Raw genomic sequence first — 16,310 nt, forward strand, 5'->3', positions numbered from 1 at the left:
CGGGAAGGCGGCGGCCGTCGGGTACGGCACGGGTGTCGCCGCGTGCGGGGGGCTCGCCTACGAGGCGGTCTGACGGCGCCGCCTCCCCGGCCGCCGGCGCGCTCACCCGGTCGTACGTCACCGTGCGGCGCGTACCGCGCCGCCTGGCACCCGCGCCGCCTGGCACCCGCGCCGCCTGGCGTCCGCGCCGCCTGGCGTCCGCGCTTCCGGCGCCCGTGCACCGTGCCTCCGCGCGGCGCGTGCCGGTGCCGCACGCTTTCGCCCCGCGAACCACCGCGGGCCGTGCCTCCGCGCGGCATGCAGTGCGCCGCCGAGCAGCCGCACCGCGAGCGCCCGTGGACCGCGCGTCCGCACGGCGCGTGCCGGTGCCGCGCACATCCGCGCCGCGCACATCCGCGGGCCGTGCCTCCGCGCTGCGAGCACCCGTGCCACCCGTCTCCCCGTGCGGCCCGACCCTGTGCCCGCGCCTCTGCGCCACGCGTGCCGGCGCTTCCGCACCACGCGTGTCCGCGTTCCCGCGCCCGCCCGTACCCGTACCCGTACCCGTGCCGACGCCCGTGTGCCGCGAGCAGCCGCAGGCGGCTTCTCCGTGCGGCGAGCACCCGTGCCACCCGTCTCCCCGAGCGGCGCGTCCGTGCGCCGCGGTCCGTGCCGTTCGTGGTCGCCGCCGTGCCGCGGCCCGCCCGCGCCCCTGGTCGTGAACGCCGTGCCGCGTCCGGCGCGTGGCCCGGTTGCGGGGGCGGGTGTCCGTGCCGAACGTTCGCCTGCCGCGAGCGCGAGCGCGTGCCGTCCGGCGGGGCGGAGGGATGCGGTGTCCGGGGTGCCGCCCGGTTGTCCACAGGCTGTGGACGGACGTCAGTGGGCGGCGCGGAAAGCGCGGCGGTAGGCGGTCGGGGCGACGCCGAGGACGGAGCGGACGTGCTGGCGCAGTGACTGCACGCTGCCGAAGCCCGCGTCGCGGGCGATGCGCTCCACCGACAGGTCCGTGGTCTCCAGCAGGTGACGCGCCCGCTCGACCCGCTGCCGGGTCAGCCACTCCCCGGGGCTCACCCCGGTCTCCTCGCGGAAGCGCCGCGTGAAGGTCCGCACCGACAGCGACTCCCGCTCCGCGAGGTCCCGCAGCCGTACCGGCTCGTGCAGCCGCTCCAGCGCCCAGGCCCGCGCCCGGGCCGTCCCCGACGCCCGCGCCTCCGGCACCGGCCGCCGCACGTACTGGGCCTGACCGCCGTCCCGGTGGGGCGGCACCACCGTGACCCGGGCCACCTCCGCGGCGACCGCCGCGCCGTGGTCCCGCCGCACCAGGTGCAGGCAGAGGTCGATCCCGGCCGCCACCCCGGCCGAGGTCAGCACGTCACCGTCGTCGACGAAGAGGACGTCGGGGTCCACCCGCACCCGGGGGAAGAGGCTTTGGAAGTGCTCGGCGTGCGCCCAGTGGGTGGTGGCCGGACGGCCGTCGAGCACCCCCGCCGCGCCCAGCACGTAGCTGCCGGTGCAGATGGACACCAGCCGGGTGCCGGGCCGGATCGCCGCGAACGCGGCCGCGAGCTGGTCGGTGAGCACGCCCTCGTGCACCGCGCTCCGCTCGTGCGCCGCCGGCACCACCACGGTGTCCGCGGTGGCCAGCGCCTCGGGGCCGTGGTCCACCCGGACCGTGAAGTCCGCGTCGGTCCGCACCTCGCCGGGCGCGCCCACCGCGCAGGTCGTCACCTCGTACAGGCGGCGCCCGTCCGCGGACCTCGCGCGGCCGAAGATGCGGTGCGGTATGCCCAGTTCGAAGGGGATCAGCCCGTCCATCACCAGCACCGCCACCCGGTGCCGGTCCGGGGCCCGCCCCGGGTGCGCCTCGTCCGCCGTCATCCCCGGATCGTAGCCGTGGCCCGATCCTGTCGAACAGTGTCCCCCGGGCCACTCGTCCGGCCCCGGCCGGACGCGGATGCTGGTGCGGTGACCCGGACGGAACCCGCCTCGCCCGCCCTCGCCCCGGCCGCCGCGCCCGCGGCCGTGCCCGGCCCGCCGCCCCGCCGCGGGCCGCGCGTGCCGCACCGCGCCTGGCTCGTGGTGGCGGTGGCCTTCGTGACCATCATCGGCGCCGCCGCCTTCCGCACCCTGCCGGGACTGGTGACCGGGCCGCTGGAGCGCGACTTCGGCTGGTCGCGCGGCACGATCGGCGCGGCGGTCTCCGTCAACCTCGTGCTCAACGGCCTCATCGCGCCGTTCTCCGCCGCCCTGATGGACCGGTTCGGCATCCGCCGGGTGGTGACCGGCGCGCTCACCCTGATCGCCGTCGGCGTCGGCACCGCCGTCGTGATGCGCGAGGCCTGGCAGCTCCTGCTGCTCTGGGGCGTGTTCGTGGGGCTCGGCACCGGCGCGCTGGCCACCGGTTTCGCGGCCACCGTCACCAACCGGTGGTTCGCCGAGCGCCGCGGCCTGGTCTCCGGCGTCCTGACCGCCGCCGGCGCCTCCGGGCAACTGGTGTTCCTGCCGTTCCTGTCCTGGCTGGTCGTCTCCCACGGCTGGCGGCCGGCCGCCGTCACGGTGGCGCTGGCCGCGCTCGCCGTGGTGCCGTTCGCCTGGCTCCTGATGCGCGACCACCCGTCCGACGTGGGCCTTCCGCTCTACGGCGCCCGGGAGGTGACGCCGCCGCCTGCACCGGTCCCCGGGGTGGCCCGGCGGGCGCTGCGGGTGCTGGGCCGGGCGGTGCGCACCGGACCGTTCTGGCTGCTGGCCGGGTCCTTCGCCATCTGCGGGGCGTCCACCAACGGCCTGGTGCAGACCCACTTCGTGCCCGCCGCCCACGACCACGGGATGCCGGTGACCGCGGCGGCCTCGCTGCTCGCCGTCATCGGCGTCTTCGACGTGATCGGCACCGTCGCCTCCGGCTGGCTCACCGACCGGTTCGACTCCCGGCGGCTGCTCGCCGTGTACTACGCGCTGCGCGGCCTGTCGCTGCTCTTCCTGCCGATGCTGCTGGCGCCGGCCGTGCACCCGCCGATGATCTTCTTCATCGTCTTCTACGGCCTGGACTGGGTGGCGACCGTGCCGCCCACCATCGCGCTGTGCCGTGAGCACTTCGGCGAGGACGGGCCGATCGTCTTCGGCTGGGTCCTCGCCTCCCACCAGGCCGGCGCGGCGGCCGTCGCCTTCCTCGGCGGCGCGGCCCGCGACGTCTTCGGCAGCTACGACGTCGTCTGGTACGCCTCCGGCGCCCTGTGCGCGGCGGCCGCGCTGATGGTCCTGGTCGTCCGCCGCCGCACCGCGCCGGCGGCCCCGGAGGACGGGACGCCCCCGGCGGGCGCGGGGCCCGGCCGGTGACGGGCCCTCAGCGTGCCGCGCGGGCGACGGCCCGGGCCACCCGTTCGGCGTCACGGGAGAGTTCGCGGAGCGTGCCGCTGATGGGTGTGGTGAACCCGGTGAAGAACAGGCCGGGCGCGTTCCTCGGGGCGCGGGGGCCGTGCGCGAGGGGAAGACCGCGGGCGTCCAGGACCCCGAGGTGCCCCACCAGGCCCTCCAGGCCGCGGACGTAGCCGGTGGCGGCGACCACGGCGTCCGGGGTGATCCGGGAGCCGTCGGCCAGCAGGACCTCCGCCCCGTCGAAGCCGTCCACCGCGGCGACGACCTCGACCTTCCCCTTGCGGACGGCGTCGATCAGGCCGACGTCCTGCACCGGTATCGCCCCCTGGCGGACCCGGGAGTACAGCCCGGTGTCCGGCCGCGGCAGGCCGTGCGCGGACAGGTCCGGGACGCTGATCCGGGCCATCACGCGGGCCAGCCCGTCCACCACGGGCACCGGAAGCCGCCGCACCAGGATGGCGGTGTTCTGCGCGGGCCAGCCCGCGGTGGAGCGGCGCACGATGTGCGGCGCCGTCCGCACCGCCAGGCGCACCCGGGACGCGCCGCCCTCCACCAGGTCGACGGCGAGTTCCGCGCCGGTGTTGCCGACGCCCACCACCAGCACGTCCCGCCCGGCGAAGGCGGTGCCGGAACGGTAGGCGCCGGCGTGCAGGAGCTCCCCGGTGAAGCCGTCCCGTCCGGGCCAGTCGGGGGTGCGCGGGGTGTGGTTGTAGCCGGTGGCCACCACCACGGCGCTGCCGGTCAGCTTCCGCCCGCCGGTGGCGTGCAGCAGCCACGCGCCGCCGGAGCCCTCCTCGGCCCGCTCCACGCGGGTCACCTCGACTCCGGTGACGACCTCCAGGCCGTGGTGCTCGGCGTACGTCTCCAGGTAGCGCACCATGTCGTCGCGGGCCGGCCACCGGCCGAAGGACCGCGGCATCGGCAGCCCGGGCAGCGAGGACCGCTTCCGGGTGGTGTGCAGGCGCAGCCGGTCGTAGTGGCGGCGCCACGAGTCGCCCACCCGGTTCGCCTTCTCCAGCACCACCGCGCGGATGCCGCGGGCCCGCAGCGCCTGTGCGGCCGCCAGACCTCCCGGTCCGCCGCCGATGACGTAGACGGGATGCCGGGCAGGGGGCCGGGAGTCCTGAGGGACGGGCTTTTCGAGCATGATGCCGAGATTTTATTCGGATAACCACTTGATTGGTCTCGGTCAAGACCGGAATTGATTCCGAATCGGTCACGCTCAGGGGTGAATTGTGGATGACGGGAAGGACGGCGGGGGACGGCCGGCCGATATCGATCATCGTGCCGCGGAAGGCCCGCGCGGCGGTCCGGATGACAGGACGGGAGAAGGCGCGGGCGCCTCGGGGGAGGCCGCCGGGGAGTTACCGGGTCGGCTTCTTTCCGGTGACGCCCAGATGCACGAGCTGCGCCAGGCTGGGACGGAGTTCGGAGGCCTTGTAGCCCCAGCCGGTGTGGCCGCCCTTCTGGTGCGAGGCCGCCGCGGAGAGCAGGGCGATCAGCGAGGCGGACGTCGCGGCCGGGCTCACGTCCTGGTCGACCTTGCCCTTGGAGCGCAGCCCCCCGATCGCCTCCGTCAGCCCCTTGTGGAGGGTGCCCAGGATGCGCAGGCGGAGCTTGGAGAACCGTTTGTCCCCTTCGGCGGCGGCCAGGTCGACGACCCGCAGGATCGCGTCGTTGGCCCGCCAGAAGTCCATGAACCCGTCCACCAGCTCCTGGGCCGTCTGCCATCCCGCGCGGCCCGTCCAGGACCGGCCCTCCACCAGGCCGCCCAGCCCCGCGCCGCCGGCCGCCAGGTCCTCGGCGATCTCCAGGACGGCACTCTCGACGTCCGGGAAGTACTGGTAGAAGGTCGCCGGGGAGGTGCCTGCCTTGCGCGCCACGTCGATGACCTTGACGTCGCGGTAAGGGGCCGAACCGAGCATTTCTCCGAGGCAGTCCAGCAGCTTCTGCCGCGTCGCCTGCCCTCGCCGACCAGCCACGCGGCCGTCGACCGTGCGTACGTGTCCTGTCATGTCGTCAGCTTATCGACGGCCGATTCCCGCGCTATTCGGCAGACTGCAAATGGGGTGCGGGTGCTCTGCGTGACCGTTCCGGGGCCGCTAACTTGGCGCTATGGCCGAAAATGGGGCATCCGTGAATACGGAGGGCGGCGATGCCGCCATGGGCGTTCCCTGCTGGGTGGACGCCTCGCTTCCCGACGTCGAGGCGGGCAAGCGTTTCTACGGGGAACTCTTCGGGTGGAGTTTCGACCCGGTGGGACCGCGCGGGATGGAGGGCGGCCCGGCCGGCGCCGCCTGGGCGCACCGGGAGGGCGAACCGGTGGCCGCCCTGCTGCCCAAGCGGGACGGGCGGATGCCGACGGTGTGGACGGTCCACCTGTGCACCCGGGACGCGACGGCGCTGTCCCGGCGGATCCCCGAGGAGGGCGGGCAGTTGATCGCCGCCCCCGCGCCGATGGGCCGGCTGGGACGGCACGCGCTGGCGGTGGGGCCGGAGGGCGCGGTGTTCGGCCTGTGGGAGCCGGCCGCGCACGACGGCTTCGGCCGGCGGCGGCCGGCCGGCGGCGGCTTCGCCCGGGCGGTGCTCTACACCCGCGCCCCGGAGGAGGCCCGGCCGTTCTGGCAGCGGGTCTTCGGCGGGCTGCGGGACGGCATCGCCCCCCTGGCGGGCGTTTTTCCGGAAGTCATGCCGTCGCACTTTCTGGTGCATTTCTCGGTGGGGGACCTGGAGGCGGCCCTGGGGGCGGTCTACCGCCTCGGCGGCCGGGTCCAGGCGCAGCCGTTCACCACCGACCGGGGCAGGGTGGCCGTGGTGACGGACAACCAGAACGCGTCGTTCGCCCTGCTGGAGGGCTGACGGCGGGGCAGCGCCGCCCGCCCCGGCGCCCTCGGGCCCGTGGCGGGCGGGCCGGGACGGTGTGCCGGCGCCCCGGTACCGGCTCCCGAGCCTGTGACGGGCGCGTCCGCCCCGCGCCCGCCGGTCGAAATACGTCCCCGGGTTCGCGCGGCGCCGCTCGGGCAAGGAAGAATCGGGGTGCGTGCCGCCGCGGCGGTGCGGTGGTGAGACGCTGCACGGGGTCGCGTACAACACGAGGGCGACGCGGCTCTCACGGGGAGGTGGCAGGCAAGTGGTGGATCAGCTGACACAGACCGATCCGCGTCGGATCGGTCCGTTCGAGGTCCTCGGACGGCTGGGCGCCGGAGGCATGGGTCTGGTCTATCTCGCGCGCTCGGCGTCCGGGCGGCGGGTGGCGATCAAGACCGTGCGGACGGAGCTCGCCGAGGACCAGCTGTTCCGCGTCCGCTTCACGCGCGAGGTGGAGGCGGCCCGCGCCGTCTCCGGCTTCTACACGGCCGCGGTGGTCGACGCCGACCCGCGCGCCGCCGTGCCCTGGCTCGCCACCGCCTACGTGCCGGCGCCGTCCCTCGAGGAGATAGTGAACGAGTGCGGCCCGCTGCCCGTGCAGGCGGTCCGCTGGCTGGCGGCGGGCGTCGCCGAGGCGCTGCAGTCCATCCACGGCGCGGGCCTGGTGCACCGCGACCTCAAGCCGTCCAACGTCCTGGTGGTGGAGGACGGCCCGCGGGTCATCGACTTCGGCATCGCCTCCGGCGTCTCCTCCACCCGGCTGACCATGACCAACGTCGCCGTCGGCACGCCCGCCTACATGTCGCCCGAGCAGGCCAAGGACTCCCGCAGCGTCACCGGCGCCAGCGACGTCTTCTCCCTGGGCTCCACCCTCGTCTTCGCCGCCACCGGGCACCCGCCGTTCCACGGCGCCAACCCGGTCGAGACGGTGTTCATGCTGCTGCGCGAGGAGCCGGACCTCGAGGGCCTGCCCGACGAGCTGCGGCCGCTGATCGACGCCTGCATGAAGATGGAGGCCTCGGCCCGGCCCACCCCGGCCGACCTGCAGGCCCAGCTCGCCCCGCACCTGTTCGGGGCCGGTTCCGACGACAGCGGCACCGCCTCGGCGTGGCTGCCGGAGCGGGCCGTCCACCTCATCGAGCAGCGCCGCAACGGCGGACGCACCACCACGGTGACCGCGCCCCCGCAGGGCCCCGGTCCTGGCCCGCGCCCCGGCCCGGCGCCCGGTCCCGGCGTGGTGCCGCCGCGCCCGCCGCACGACCCGCCCCCGCCCCCGCCCTTGCCGCCGCACGGCCCCGGCGCCGGGCACGGCGGCCCCGTCCCGCACCCCTCGCTGCCCAGCGGGCCGCCCGACGCCGGGCCGGTGCTGCTGCCGGGCGCCCGGGTGCCGATCGGGCCCGGCCCGCGGGTCGCCGAGGTGCGCGCCGCGGTCGCCACCCGGCCGCCGCTGGCCGAGGCGGGGCTGGCGGCCTCCTGGGCGCGGCCCCAGCAGGGCGCGGCGCCGGTGCCCGCGCAGCAGCCCGGGCAGGCCGGTGAGGCGCGGACGGAGGAGCAGCCGGACGGGCGGGGCGGCTGGCGGCCGTGGCGCTTCCGGATGTCCAACGACGTCTGGGGCACCCCCGAGGTCGCCGACGACCTGGTGTACGTCACCTCCTTCGAGGTGCACGCCCTGGACGTGCAGACCGGCCGGCGCCGCTTCAAGACCCGTGACGTCGCCTGGTCGATGAAGGTCGCCGACGGGCGGATCCACGCCTCCGACGGCCCCACCCTGTTCGCCCTCGACGCCCGCGACGGCTCCGACCTGTGGCGGCTGTCCGCCGACGCCTGGGTGTACTCGCTGCAGGCCGACCGCGGCCACGTCCTCACCGGGACGCGCGGCGGCGGCGTGCAGGCCTGGGACGCCGCCACCGGGCGCCGGCTGTGGCAGCTGACCGGCGCGCAGACCGACTTCGAGACGCCGGAGGCCGGGCCCGCGCTGTACGACGGCACCGCCTACGTCTGGCAGGACGCCCGGCTGCGGGCCCTGGACGTCCGCACCGGCGAGGAGCGGTGGTCGTACCCCGTCGGCGACGCGGCGTCCTGCGGCGGCGTGCCGGTGCGGCTGCGGCCCGCCTCCGACGGGTGCGTGTACGTGTCCGCGGGCACGCGGGTGCTGGCGATCAACGTGTCCAACGGCCACGTGCACTGGCACTTCGAGGCGCCCGCGGTGTTCCTCGGCCCGCCGGCCTTCGTGCCGGGCGCGGCGGTCACCGGCGGCGGCGTGTACCTCGCCGACTACCTGGGCACGGTCTACGCGCTGGACGCGGCGGACGGCCGGGACCGGTGGCGGATCGCCACGGAGGCGCGCTCCTCCATCGAACCGGTGCTGGTCGCGGCGGGGCACGTCCACGTCGCCAGCGGCAAGGGGCTGTACACGCTGGACGCGGTCACGGGCACGCCGAAGTGGCGGTTCCAGGCGGGCGGCGACATCGTGGGCGCGCCCGCCGTCGCGGAGGGGCGGATCCACTTCGGGTCCACCGACCACCTGCTGTACACGCTCAAGGCGGACGACGGGCGGCTGCGGTGGAAGCTGGCGACGGGCGGGGAGATCACCGGGTCGCCGGTGGTGCGGGCCGGGGTGGTGTACGCGTGCAGCAAGGACCGCTGCGTCTACGCCCTCGACGCCGAGAAGGGCACCGGCACCTCCCGCCCCGCCTGACCGGCCCGCGGGGGCGGCCCGCCCGACCGGCCCACCCGGCCGGCCCGCGGGGGCGGGGTTCCGCCGGGGCGGGTCAGGGGGTGACGATCACGGGGGTGCCGGTGGTGGCGAAGTCCCAGAGGGCCTTGCCGGTGTCGGCCGGCAGCCGCACCCCGGCCGTCCGCTTCCCCTCCGCGGGCGCCGGAGACGCCCCGTCCGCCGCGTGCGAGAACGCGAAGTTCACCCCGCCGGAGAACGCGAAGTACACCACGTGCTCGATCGGCACCCCGTCCGACCCGGTCGTCGCCGCCGTCCGCGTACCGGCCGCGTACTCACCCGGCTCCGGGTCCAGCGTCCCCGGCCACACCGTGAAGCTCCGCAGCGCCTTGTCCCCGGCGTCGACCAGCCACACCCGGTCGGCCCCGAGGGAGTACACGAGCCGCCGCCCCGTGCCGGAGTCCGCCGGCACCGCCGCCGCACCGCCGTCGCCCTCGTCGCCCGGCGTCAGCGATTCCCGCGGCCGCGGCGCCTCGGACGAGGAGGCCGCCGGCCGGTCGTCCAGGGCGGTGGGCTTCGTCCCGGTGCCGGCCTGGACGGCCAGCCCGATGACCACCACGATCGCCGCGCTGGTCAGTCCGGTCACCCAGGCCCAGGTGGGAAGCCCTCGAGCAGCCACGTGCACGCATCTCCTCAGCAACGGGCCCAGGGGGGCCGCGGCGGGAACAGAGTCGGATCATCCTACGGTGACCCGCCCGGCCCCCGACCAGGGCCCCGGCCCCTGAGCCTTCCGGGACGGCTCCCGGAGCCCTCCCGTAGCCGTCCCGGAACCTACTGGTCGAGGACCGGCAGCAGCTCCGGCAGGTGCCCGTCCGAGGCGGCGGCGGCCCGCTGCCGCTCCTCGGGCACCTCCCCGTACAGCGTCGTGCGCGGCCGCGCGGGCCGTCCCGCCGCGTCGGCGATCTTCACCAGGTCCGCGACCGACCGGTAGGAGCCGTAGGAGGAGCCCGCCATGCGGGAGATGGTCTCCTCCATCAGCGTGCCGCCCAGGTCGTTGGCGCCCGACCGCAGCATCTCGGCGGCGCCCTCCGTGCCCAGCTTCACCCAGCTGGTCTGGATGTTCGGGATGTACGGGTGCAGCAGCAGCCGCGCCATCGCCGTCACCGCCCGGTTGTCCCGCACGGTCGGCCCGGGCCGCGCGATGCCCGCGAGGTACACCGGCGCGTTGGTGTGCACGAACGGCAGCGTCACGAACTCGGTGAACCCTCCGGTGCGCCGCTGGATGCCGGCCAGCGTCCGCAGGTGGCCCAGCCAGTGCCGCGGCTGGTCGACGTGGCCGTACATCATCGTGGACGACGACCGGATGCCCAGCTCGTGCGCCGTGGTGACCACCTCGACCCAGGTCGCGGTGGGCAGCTTGCCCTTGGTCAGCACCCACCGCACCTCGTCGTCGAGGATCTCCGCCGCCGTGCCGGGGATGGTGTCGAGGCCCGCCTCCTTGGCGGCGGTCAGCCACTCCCGGATCGACATCCCGGTGCGGGTCGCGCCGTTGACGACCTCCATCGGCGAGAAGGCGTGCACGTGCATCCCCGGCACCCGCTCCTTCACCGCCCGCGCGATGTCGAAGTAGGCGGTGCCCGGCAGGTCGGGGTGGATGCCGCCCTGCATGCAGACCTCGACCGCGCCGACGTCCCACGCCTGCTGGGCGCGGTCGGCGACCTGCTCCAGCGACAGCGTGTACGCGTCCGCGTCGGTGCGGCGCTGCGCGAAGGCGCAGAAACGGCAGCCGGTGTAGCAGACGTTGGTGAAGTTGATGTTCCGCGTGACGATGTAGGTGACGTCGTCCCCGACGGCGGACCTCCGCACGTCGTCGGCGACCCGGCAGAGCGCGTCCAGGGCCGCGCCGTCCGCGTGGAAGAGGGTGAGCGCCTCCTCGTCGGTCAGCCGCGTGGGGTCGTCCGCGGCCGTCCGCAGCGCGGCCCGCACGTCGCCGTCGATCCGTTCCGGCACCATGCCCGGCGCGGCGGCCTCGCGCAGCGACTCCCAGTCGCCGTACACCTCGTCGAAGTCGTCCCGCCGGTCGGCGGTGCGGCCCTCGGAGTCGATGGTGCGGTGCAGGTCGGTGCGGCCGGACGGCGTGAACGCCTCGTCCGGCTCCTGCCAGGGCCGCCCCTCGACCACCGCGTCCGGCACCGCCAGGCCGGTCTCCGGGTCGGCCAGCGCCCGCACGTGCGGCAGCACCCGCGGGTCCAGCCAGGGCTCGCCGCGCCGCACGAACTCCGGGTACACGCAGAGACGTTCACGCAGCGCGAACCCGGCCGCGGCGGACCGCTCGGCCAGCTCGTCGATCTGCGGCCAGGGCCGCTCCGGGTTGACGTGGTCGATGGTGAGGGGGGAGACGCCGCCCCAGTCGTCGATGCCGGCCCCGATCAGCCGCTCGTACTCGGCGTCCACCAGGTTCGGCGGCGCCTGGAGGCAGGCGGAGGGGCCCATCACCACGCGCGCCACCGCCACCGCGGCGACCAGCTCGTCCAGCTCGGCGTCCGGCATGCCGCGCATCGCGGTGTCCGGCTTGGCGCGGAAGTTCTGGATGATCAGTTCCTGGACCGAGTGGTATGCCCGCGCCACCTTCCGCAGCGCGAACAGCGACTCCGCCCGCTCCTCGTAGGTCTCTCCGATGCCGATCAGGATTCCGCTGGTGAACGGCACCGAGGACCGGCCCGCGTCCTCCAGCACCCGCAGCCGCACGGCCGGTTCCTTGTCGGGGGAGCCGTGGTGGGGGCCGCCGGGCTCGGACCACAGCCGGGTCGCCGTCGTCTCCAGCATCATCCCCATCGAGGGGGCGACCGGCTTGAGCCGCTGGAAGTCCGTCCAGCTCAGCACCCCGGGGTTGAGGTGGGGCAGGAGGCCGGTCTCCTCGAGGATCCGGATCGAGATCGCCCGCACGTAGGCGATGGTGTCGTCGTAACCGTGCGCGTCCAGCCACTCGCGGGCCTCCGGCCAGCGGTCCTCCGGCTTGTCGCCGAGGGTGATCAGCGCCTCCTTGCAGCCCATCGCCGCGCCCTTGCGGGCGACGTCCAGGACCTCGTCCGGGGACATGAACATCCCGTGGCCCGCGCGGCGCAGCTTGCCCGGCACGGTCACGAAGGTGCAGTAGTGGCACTTGTCCCGGCACAGGCGGGTGAGCGGGATGAACACGCTCCTGGAGTACGTGATGACGCCGGGCCGCCCGGCCGCCTCCAGGCCCGCGTCCCGGACCCGGGAGGCGGTGGCGCACAGGTCGTCCAGATCCCCGCCGCGCGCCTGCAGCAGCACGGCCGCCTCGGCCACGTCCAGCGTGACCCCGTCACGGGCCCGCCTGAGGGCGCGGCGCATCGAGTTCTCGGTGGGGCGGCCGGTTCCGGAACTGGCGGAAGTCGTCATCCCACGAGCATACGAGCGGGACGAGCTGGGCAAACAAGGGCGTCCCGCAGGGTGGGCGCGGGGCGCCCGGCCCCTCCCGCCGGCGGGCGCCCGCCCCTCCCCCCGAAATGTTTCCGCGGCGGGCGCCGACGCCTGGTACGTTCACGGCCGCTTTGCTGAGTGCACGTCAGAAGAGGGGGGCGAGTCGGCATGAAGAAGTCCGGTCGGCGCGGACGGGGCGGGGTCGTCCTGGCCGCCGCCGTGCTGCTGGCGGGGACGCCGGGGGTGGCGTCCGGGGCGGAGAACCCGCCGCTGCGGCCCCTGGCGGAGGACCTGAGGACCGGGGACGCGGCGTGCGCGCACGGGCAGGACGCGCCGTACGTGCCGGAGAAGCCCCGGCTGGAGGCGGTCTTCCGGGACCCCGATCCCTCGGCCCGGCTGAGCGCCGAGTTCGAGGTGTGGTGGACCGACGCGGAGGGCGCCGAACGGCGCGGGACACTGACCACCACCGCGAGCACCGTGGGCAGCCCCGTCCGGCTGACCCCGTCGTTCGACGTCCCGCAGGACACGCTCGTCTCCTGGCGGGTGCGCTCGGTCGCCTCCCAGGGCGCCGTGTCCCCGTGGAGCGACGAGGAGGGCGGCCACGCCTGCCGGTTCGTCGTGGACGCCACGCACCCCGAGGCGCCGGAGGTCACCTCCGACCGCTACGACGACACCACCTGGTGGGACGGCGTCGGGGTCTACGGCGGTTTCACCTTCGACTCGCCCTCGGACGACGTGGTGGCCTACCACTACCGCTTCATCGGCGGCACCGAGCGGACCGTGGAGCCCGAGGAGGAGGGCGGAGCGGCCACCATCCGCTTCGCGCCGTCGAAGTCGGGGACCGACTACCTGACCGTGCGGGCGACCGACCGCGCCGGCAACACCAGCGCCGAGAGCGCCTTCTGGTTCCGCGTCGCCGAGGGCCGCGCCCCGGTCGCCCGCTGGAAGCTCGCCGACGAGACCGCCGAGACCGGCCCGGCGCTGCGCGCCGGGGACGGCGTGACGTTCCAGGACACCGCCCCCTACGGCACCGGCCTCGACGGCAGCGCGCGGCTCGACGGCGCGGGCAACGGGTACCTGACCCCCGACGAGCCCGTGGTCGACACCCGGAAGACCTACGCGGTCGGCGGCTGGGTCCGGCCCGGCCGGACGGACCGTGCCATGACGGTGGCCGGCCAGGACGCCGCCGACGGCACCTCCGCCTTCACCCTGGGCCTGCGGCCCACCGGAGACGGCGACGCCGACTGGGCGTTCCGCTTCGGCGGCGCGACCGTCTCGGGCGGCGGCCCGGAGACCGGCGACTGGGCCCACGTGCTGGGCGTGTTCGACGCCGAGGACGACACCGTCCGCCTCTACGTCGACGGCCGGCAGGTCGGCGAGAAGGCCCAGGCCACCCCGGTCGCCGCGCCGGGCGCCTTCCAGCTCGGCCGGGCCCGTGGCGACGGCGGGGACCGCTGGCACGGAGACCTGGCCGACGTCCGCGTCTGGGACCGCCTGGTGGTCCCGGGCGAGGCGAAGGAGCTCGGACGGCAGGAGCCGCAGCGGGTGGGTGGCTGGGACTTCGAGTCCGTCGCGGACGGCGCCGCCCCCGGCAGCGAGGGCGGTCCGCTCACCCTGCACGAGGGCGCCGACGTCTACCGGTACGTCGACGACTGGGACTGCTGGCTGGACCCGGACTGCGTACCCGCCCGCTCCGCCCTGAAGGGGAACGCGCACGTCGAACTGGACGGGTCGACCGGCCACGCGACCGCCGGCGGCCCGGTGGTGGAGACCGGCGGAAGCTGGACCGTCGGCGCGTACGTCCGGTTCGCCGAGACCGCGCCGGACGAGCCGATGACGGTTCTCTCCCAGGGCGGCGGGCACGGCGACGCGTTCCAGGTCCGCTACGACCCGGCCACGGGGATGTGGCAGCTCGTGGTGACCGACGGGGACACCGCCGACGCCGCCAGGACGGTGGTCTCCCAGCACGCCCGGCCGGCCTACGGGCAGCCCGCCGACCAGGAGATCGTGGTGGTCCACGACGACGCGGCCGACCGGATCACCCTCTACGTCGACGGCGGGGGCGGCGAGGCCGCCTCCGCCTCGTTCGACTCCGCCTGGGCCGCCGAGGGCCCGCTGCAGGTCGGCCGCGGCCGCACCGCGGACGGCTGGGGCGAGTACTTCCACGGCGCCGTCGACAACGTCCGGGTGTTCACCGGCGCCCTCGCCGCGGACGAGATCTGGCGCGCGATGCAGTGACGACCGCCCTGCCCCGCCCCGGTCCGGTCCGCCCCGGTCCGGTCCGATACGCGCCCGCCCCTCGCGCTGCGAGCGGCGGGCGCCGTCGTTCCCGCCGAGGTCCGGCCCGGCGCCCGCCGCTGCGGCCCTTGGCGGAGGACCCGAGAACCGGGGACCCGGCGTGGGCGCACGGGCGCCTTCGCGGGGCGTCCGCGCGGCGCCTTCGCGTGGGCGTCCGCGCGGCGCCGGGGCGCGGGTGCTGTGGGCGTCCGGGGCGGATCCCGTGGAAGCGTCGGCGTCACCGGGCCCGTACATGCGCATCGGCCAGAATTGCCCGTTCCGCCCGGAGCGCCGGACGACTAGCGTCGGCGGGAACCGGGCCCCGGCCGACCGCGGGTGCGGAAGCAAGCAGGCGTGGGCGACGGCCGTGGGAGGTCGGGCGGTGGCTGGTGCGTGGGGCCGGGCCGAGTTGCAGGACTTCCGGAGCAGGGTGCGCGGCGTCGTGCTCGGGGCCGCCGTGGGCGACGCGCTGGGCGCGCCGCTGGACGGGACGACCGCCGCCCGGATCGTGGAGGAGCACGGCCCCGAGGGGCTGGCCGCGCCGGTCCCGGCGTTCGGGCGGCTCGGCGCGGTCACCGCCGTCACCCAGCTCTCGCTGTTCACCGTGGACGGGCTGATCCGGGCCCAGGTCCGCCGGGACACCGGCGTCTGGCACCCGCCGAGCGACCTGCACCGGGCCTGGCGGCGCTGGACGGCCACCCAGCACGACTGGGGGCCCGACGAACGCCGCAAGGACGACGGCTGGCTGGCCCGCGAAGAGTGGCTGTACGCCCGCCGCGCCCCGCACGGCCCCACCCTGCGGGCGCTGGGCGAACGGGCCATGGGCACGCCCGCCGAACCGAGGAACCCCGCCGAGCGCGGCCCGCACGCGGCGGCCCGGAGCGCGCCGTTCGGGCTCCTGGTCGGCTGGGAACCGCAGTTGGTCGCCCAGCTCGCCGTGGAGTGCGCCACCCAGACCCACGGCCACCCCACCGCCTACCTGGCGGCCGGGGCCTACGCGGTCACCGTGCACGGCCTGGCACGCGGGGAGGCGCTGCCGCGGGCCGTGCGGGCGGCGATCGGGGCGCTGGCGCCCTGGCCCGGCCACCAGGAGGTCACCGCGGCCCTGGAAGGCGCTCTGGAGTCCCCGGGGGAGCCGTCGGCACCTCTGGGGGCCGATGCGGGGGCGGAGGAGGTCCTGGCGGCCGCCGTGCGCGCCGCGCTGAGCGGGGAGGACGTGCGGCACGCGCTGTGCCTCGCGGTGAACCTCGGCGGCCCGGCGAGCGTCACCGGAGCGCTGACCGGCGGACTGCTCGGGGCGCTGCACGGCGAGACGGCACTGCCGCCCGCGTGGCTGGCCGAACTCGAGGGCCGGCCCACGCTGGTGCTGCTGGCCGACGACTTCGCGATCGAGATGACCCAGGGCCCGGCGCTGCACGGCCCCTCGTACGCCTCGCCCGGCTGGCTGACCCGCTACCCGCGGGGCCCGCGGCCGGAGGAGGACTGAGCGGAACCGGCCGACCGCACCGGCCGACCGGACAGGGCGACCGTGCAGGGCGACGGAACAGGCCGACGGAACAGGCTGACGGAATCCGCCCGGGACGGACGGAGGACGGACAAGGGCGAGCCCCCTCGGCCAGGACGGCGAGCCGGTCGAGAGGGCTGTGTCGAGAGGGCTGTTCAGGGTGGCGCCCCGTGGGGCCGGTGGTACCGGCTC

10 protein-coding genes are annotated in these 16,310 nt (G+C 75.9%); 5 read left to right on the plus strand and 5 right to left on the minus strand.

The window, feature by feature from the left end; genetic code table 11:
* Positions 1 to 855: 855 nt before the first annotated feature.
* Positions 856 to 1,857 (minus strand): helix-turn-helix domain-containing protein, encoded by a 1,002-nt coding sequence (locus ABZ836_RS23705; RefSeq protein WP_361145176.1) that lies wholly within the window; start codon positions 1,855 to 1,857, stop codon positions 856 to 858.
* Between the two features lie 144 nt (positions 1,858 to 2,001).
* Here ABZ836_RS23705 and ABZ836_RS23710 point away from each other — a divergent pair, with 144 nt between their 5' ends.
* Complete coding sequence (locus ABZ836_RS23710; RefSeq protein ID WP_361145311.1) at positions 2,002 to 3,312, plus strand: MFS transporter; 1,311 nt, start codon at positions 2,002 to 2,004, stop codon at positions 3,310 to 3,312.
* Positions 3,313 to 3,319: 7 nt separating this feature from the next.
* Here ABZ836_RS23710 and ABZ836_RS23715 read toward each other — a convergent pair whose 3' ends face one another.
* Both ABZ836_RS23715 and ABZ836_RS23720 read right to left on the minus strand, forming a co-directional pair.
* Positions 3,320 to 4,498: an NAD(P)/FAD-dependent oxidoreductase gene (locus ABZ836_RS23715; protein ID WP_361145179.1), complete on the minus strand. Its 1,179-nt coding sequence runs from the start codon at positions 4,496 to 4,498 to the stop codon at positions 3,320 to 3,322.
* 217 nt (positions 4,499 to 4,715) lie between these two features.
* Positions 4,716 to 5,366 carry a TetR family transcriptional regulator gene (locus tag ABZ836_RS23720; protein WP_356129940.1) on the minus strand — a complete coding sequence of 217 codons (651 nt, stop codon included), beginning with the start codon at positions 5,364 to 5,366 and terminating at the stop codon, positions 4,716 to 4,718.
* A 121-nt stretch (positions 5,367 to 5,487) separates the two neighbouring features.
* On the opposite strand from ABZ836_RS23720, the gene ABZ836_RS23725 reads away from it, so the two are divergent.
* Both ABZ836_RS23725 and ABZ836_RS23730 read left to right on the plus strand, forming a co-directional pair.
* Positions 5,488 to 6,210, plus strand: a complete 723-nt coding sequence (locus ABZ836_RS23725) for a VOC family protein (protein ID WP_356129938.1) — start codon at positions 5,488 to 5,490, stop codon at positions 6,208 to 6,210.
* 271 nt (positions 6,211 to 6,481) lie between these two features.
* The gene (locus ABZ836_RS23730) at positions 6,482 to 8,917 is read left to right on the plus strand and encodes a serine/threonine-protein kinase (RefSeq protein ID WP_361145184.1); all 2,436 of its coding nucleotides are present in this window, start codon (positions 6,482 to 6,484) and stop codon (positions 8,915 to 8,917) included.
* Positions 8,918 to 8,990: 73 nt separating this feature from the next.
* Here the strand turns inward: ABZ836_RS23730 and ABZ836_RS23735 are convergent, their stop codons facing one another.
* Complete coding sequence (locus ABZ836_RS23735; RefSeq protein ID WP_356129934.1) at positions 8,991 to 9,572, minus strand: hypothetical protein; 582 nt, start codon at positions 9,570 to 9,572, stop codon at positions 8,991 to 8,993.
* 152 nt (positions 9,573 to 9,724) lie between these two features.
* Positions 9,725 to 12,316 carry a bifunctional FO biosynthesis protein CofGH gene (locus ABZ836_RS23740; protein ID WP_356129932.1) on the minus strand — a complete coding sequence of 864 codons (2,592 nt, stop codon included), beginning with the start codon at positions 12,314 to 12,316 and terminating at the stop codon, positions 9,725 to 9,727.
* Between the two features lie 189 nt (positions 12,317 to 12,505).
* On the opposite strand from ABZ836_RS23740, the gene ABZ836_RS23745 reads away from it, so the two are divergent.
* Complete coding sequence (locus ABZ836_RS23745; protein WP_361145188.1) at positions 12,506 to 14,575, plus strand: LamG domain-containing protein; 2,070 nt, start codon at positions 12,506 to 12,508, stop codon at positions 14,573 to 14,575.
* Positions 14,576 to 14,996: 421 nt separating this feature from the next.
* Positions 14,997 to 16,100 (plus strand): ADP-ribosylglycohydrolase family protein, encoded by a 1,104-nt coding sequence (locus ABZ836_RS23750; protein WP_356129928.1) that lies wholly within the window; start codon positions 14,997 to 14,999, stop codon positions 16,098 to 16,100.
* Positions 16,101 to 16,310 lie beyond the last annotated feature (210 nt).

This window comes from Streptomyces sp. NPDC047130 (genome assembly GCF_040643475.1).
Lineage (GTDB): Bacteria > Actinomycetota > Actinomycetes > Streptomycetales > Streptomycetaceae > Streptomyces.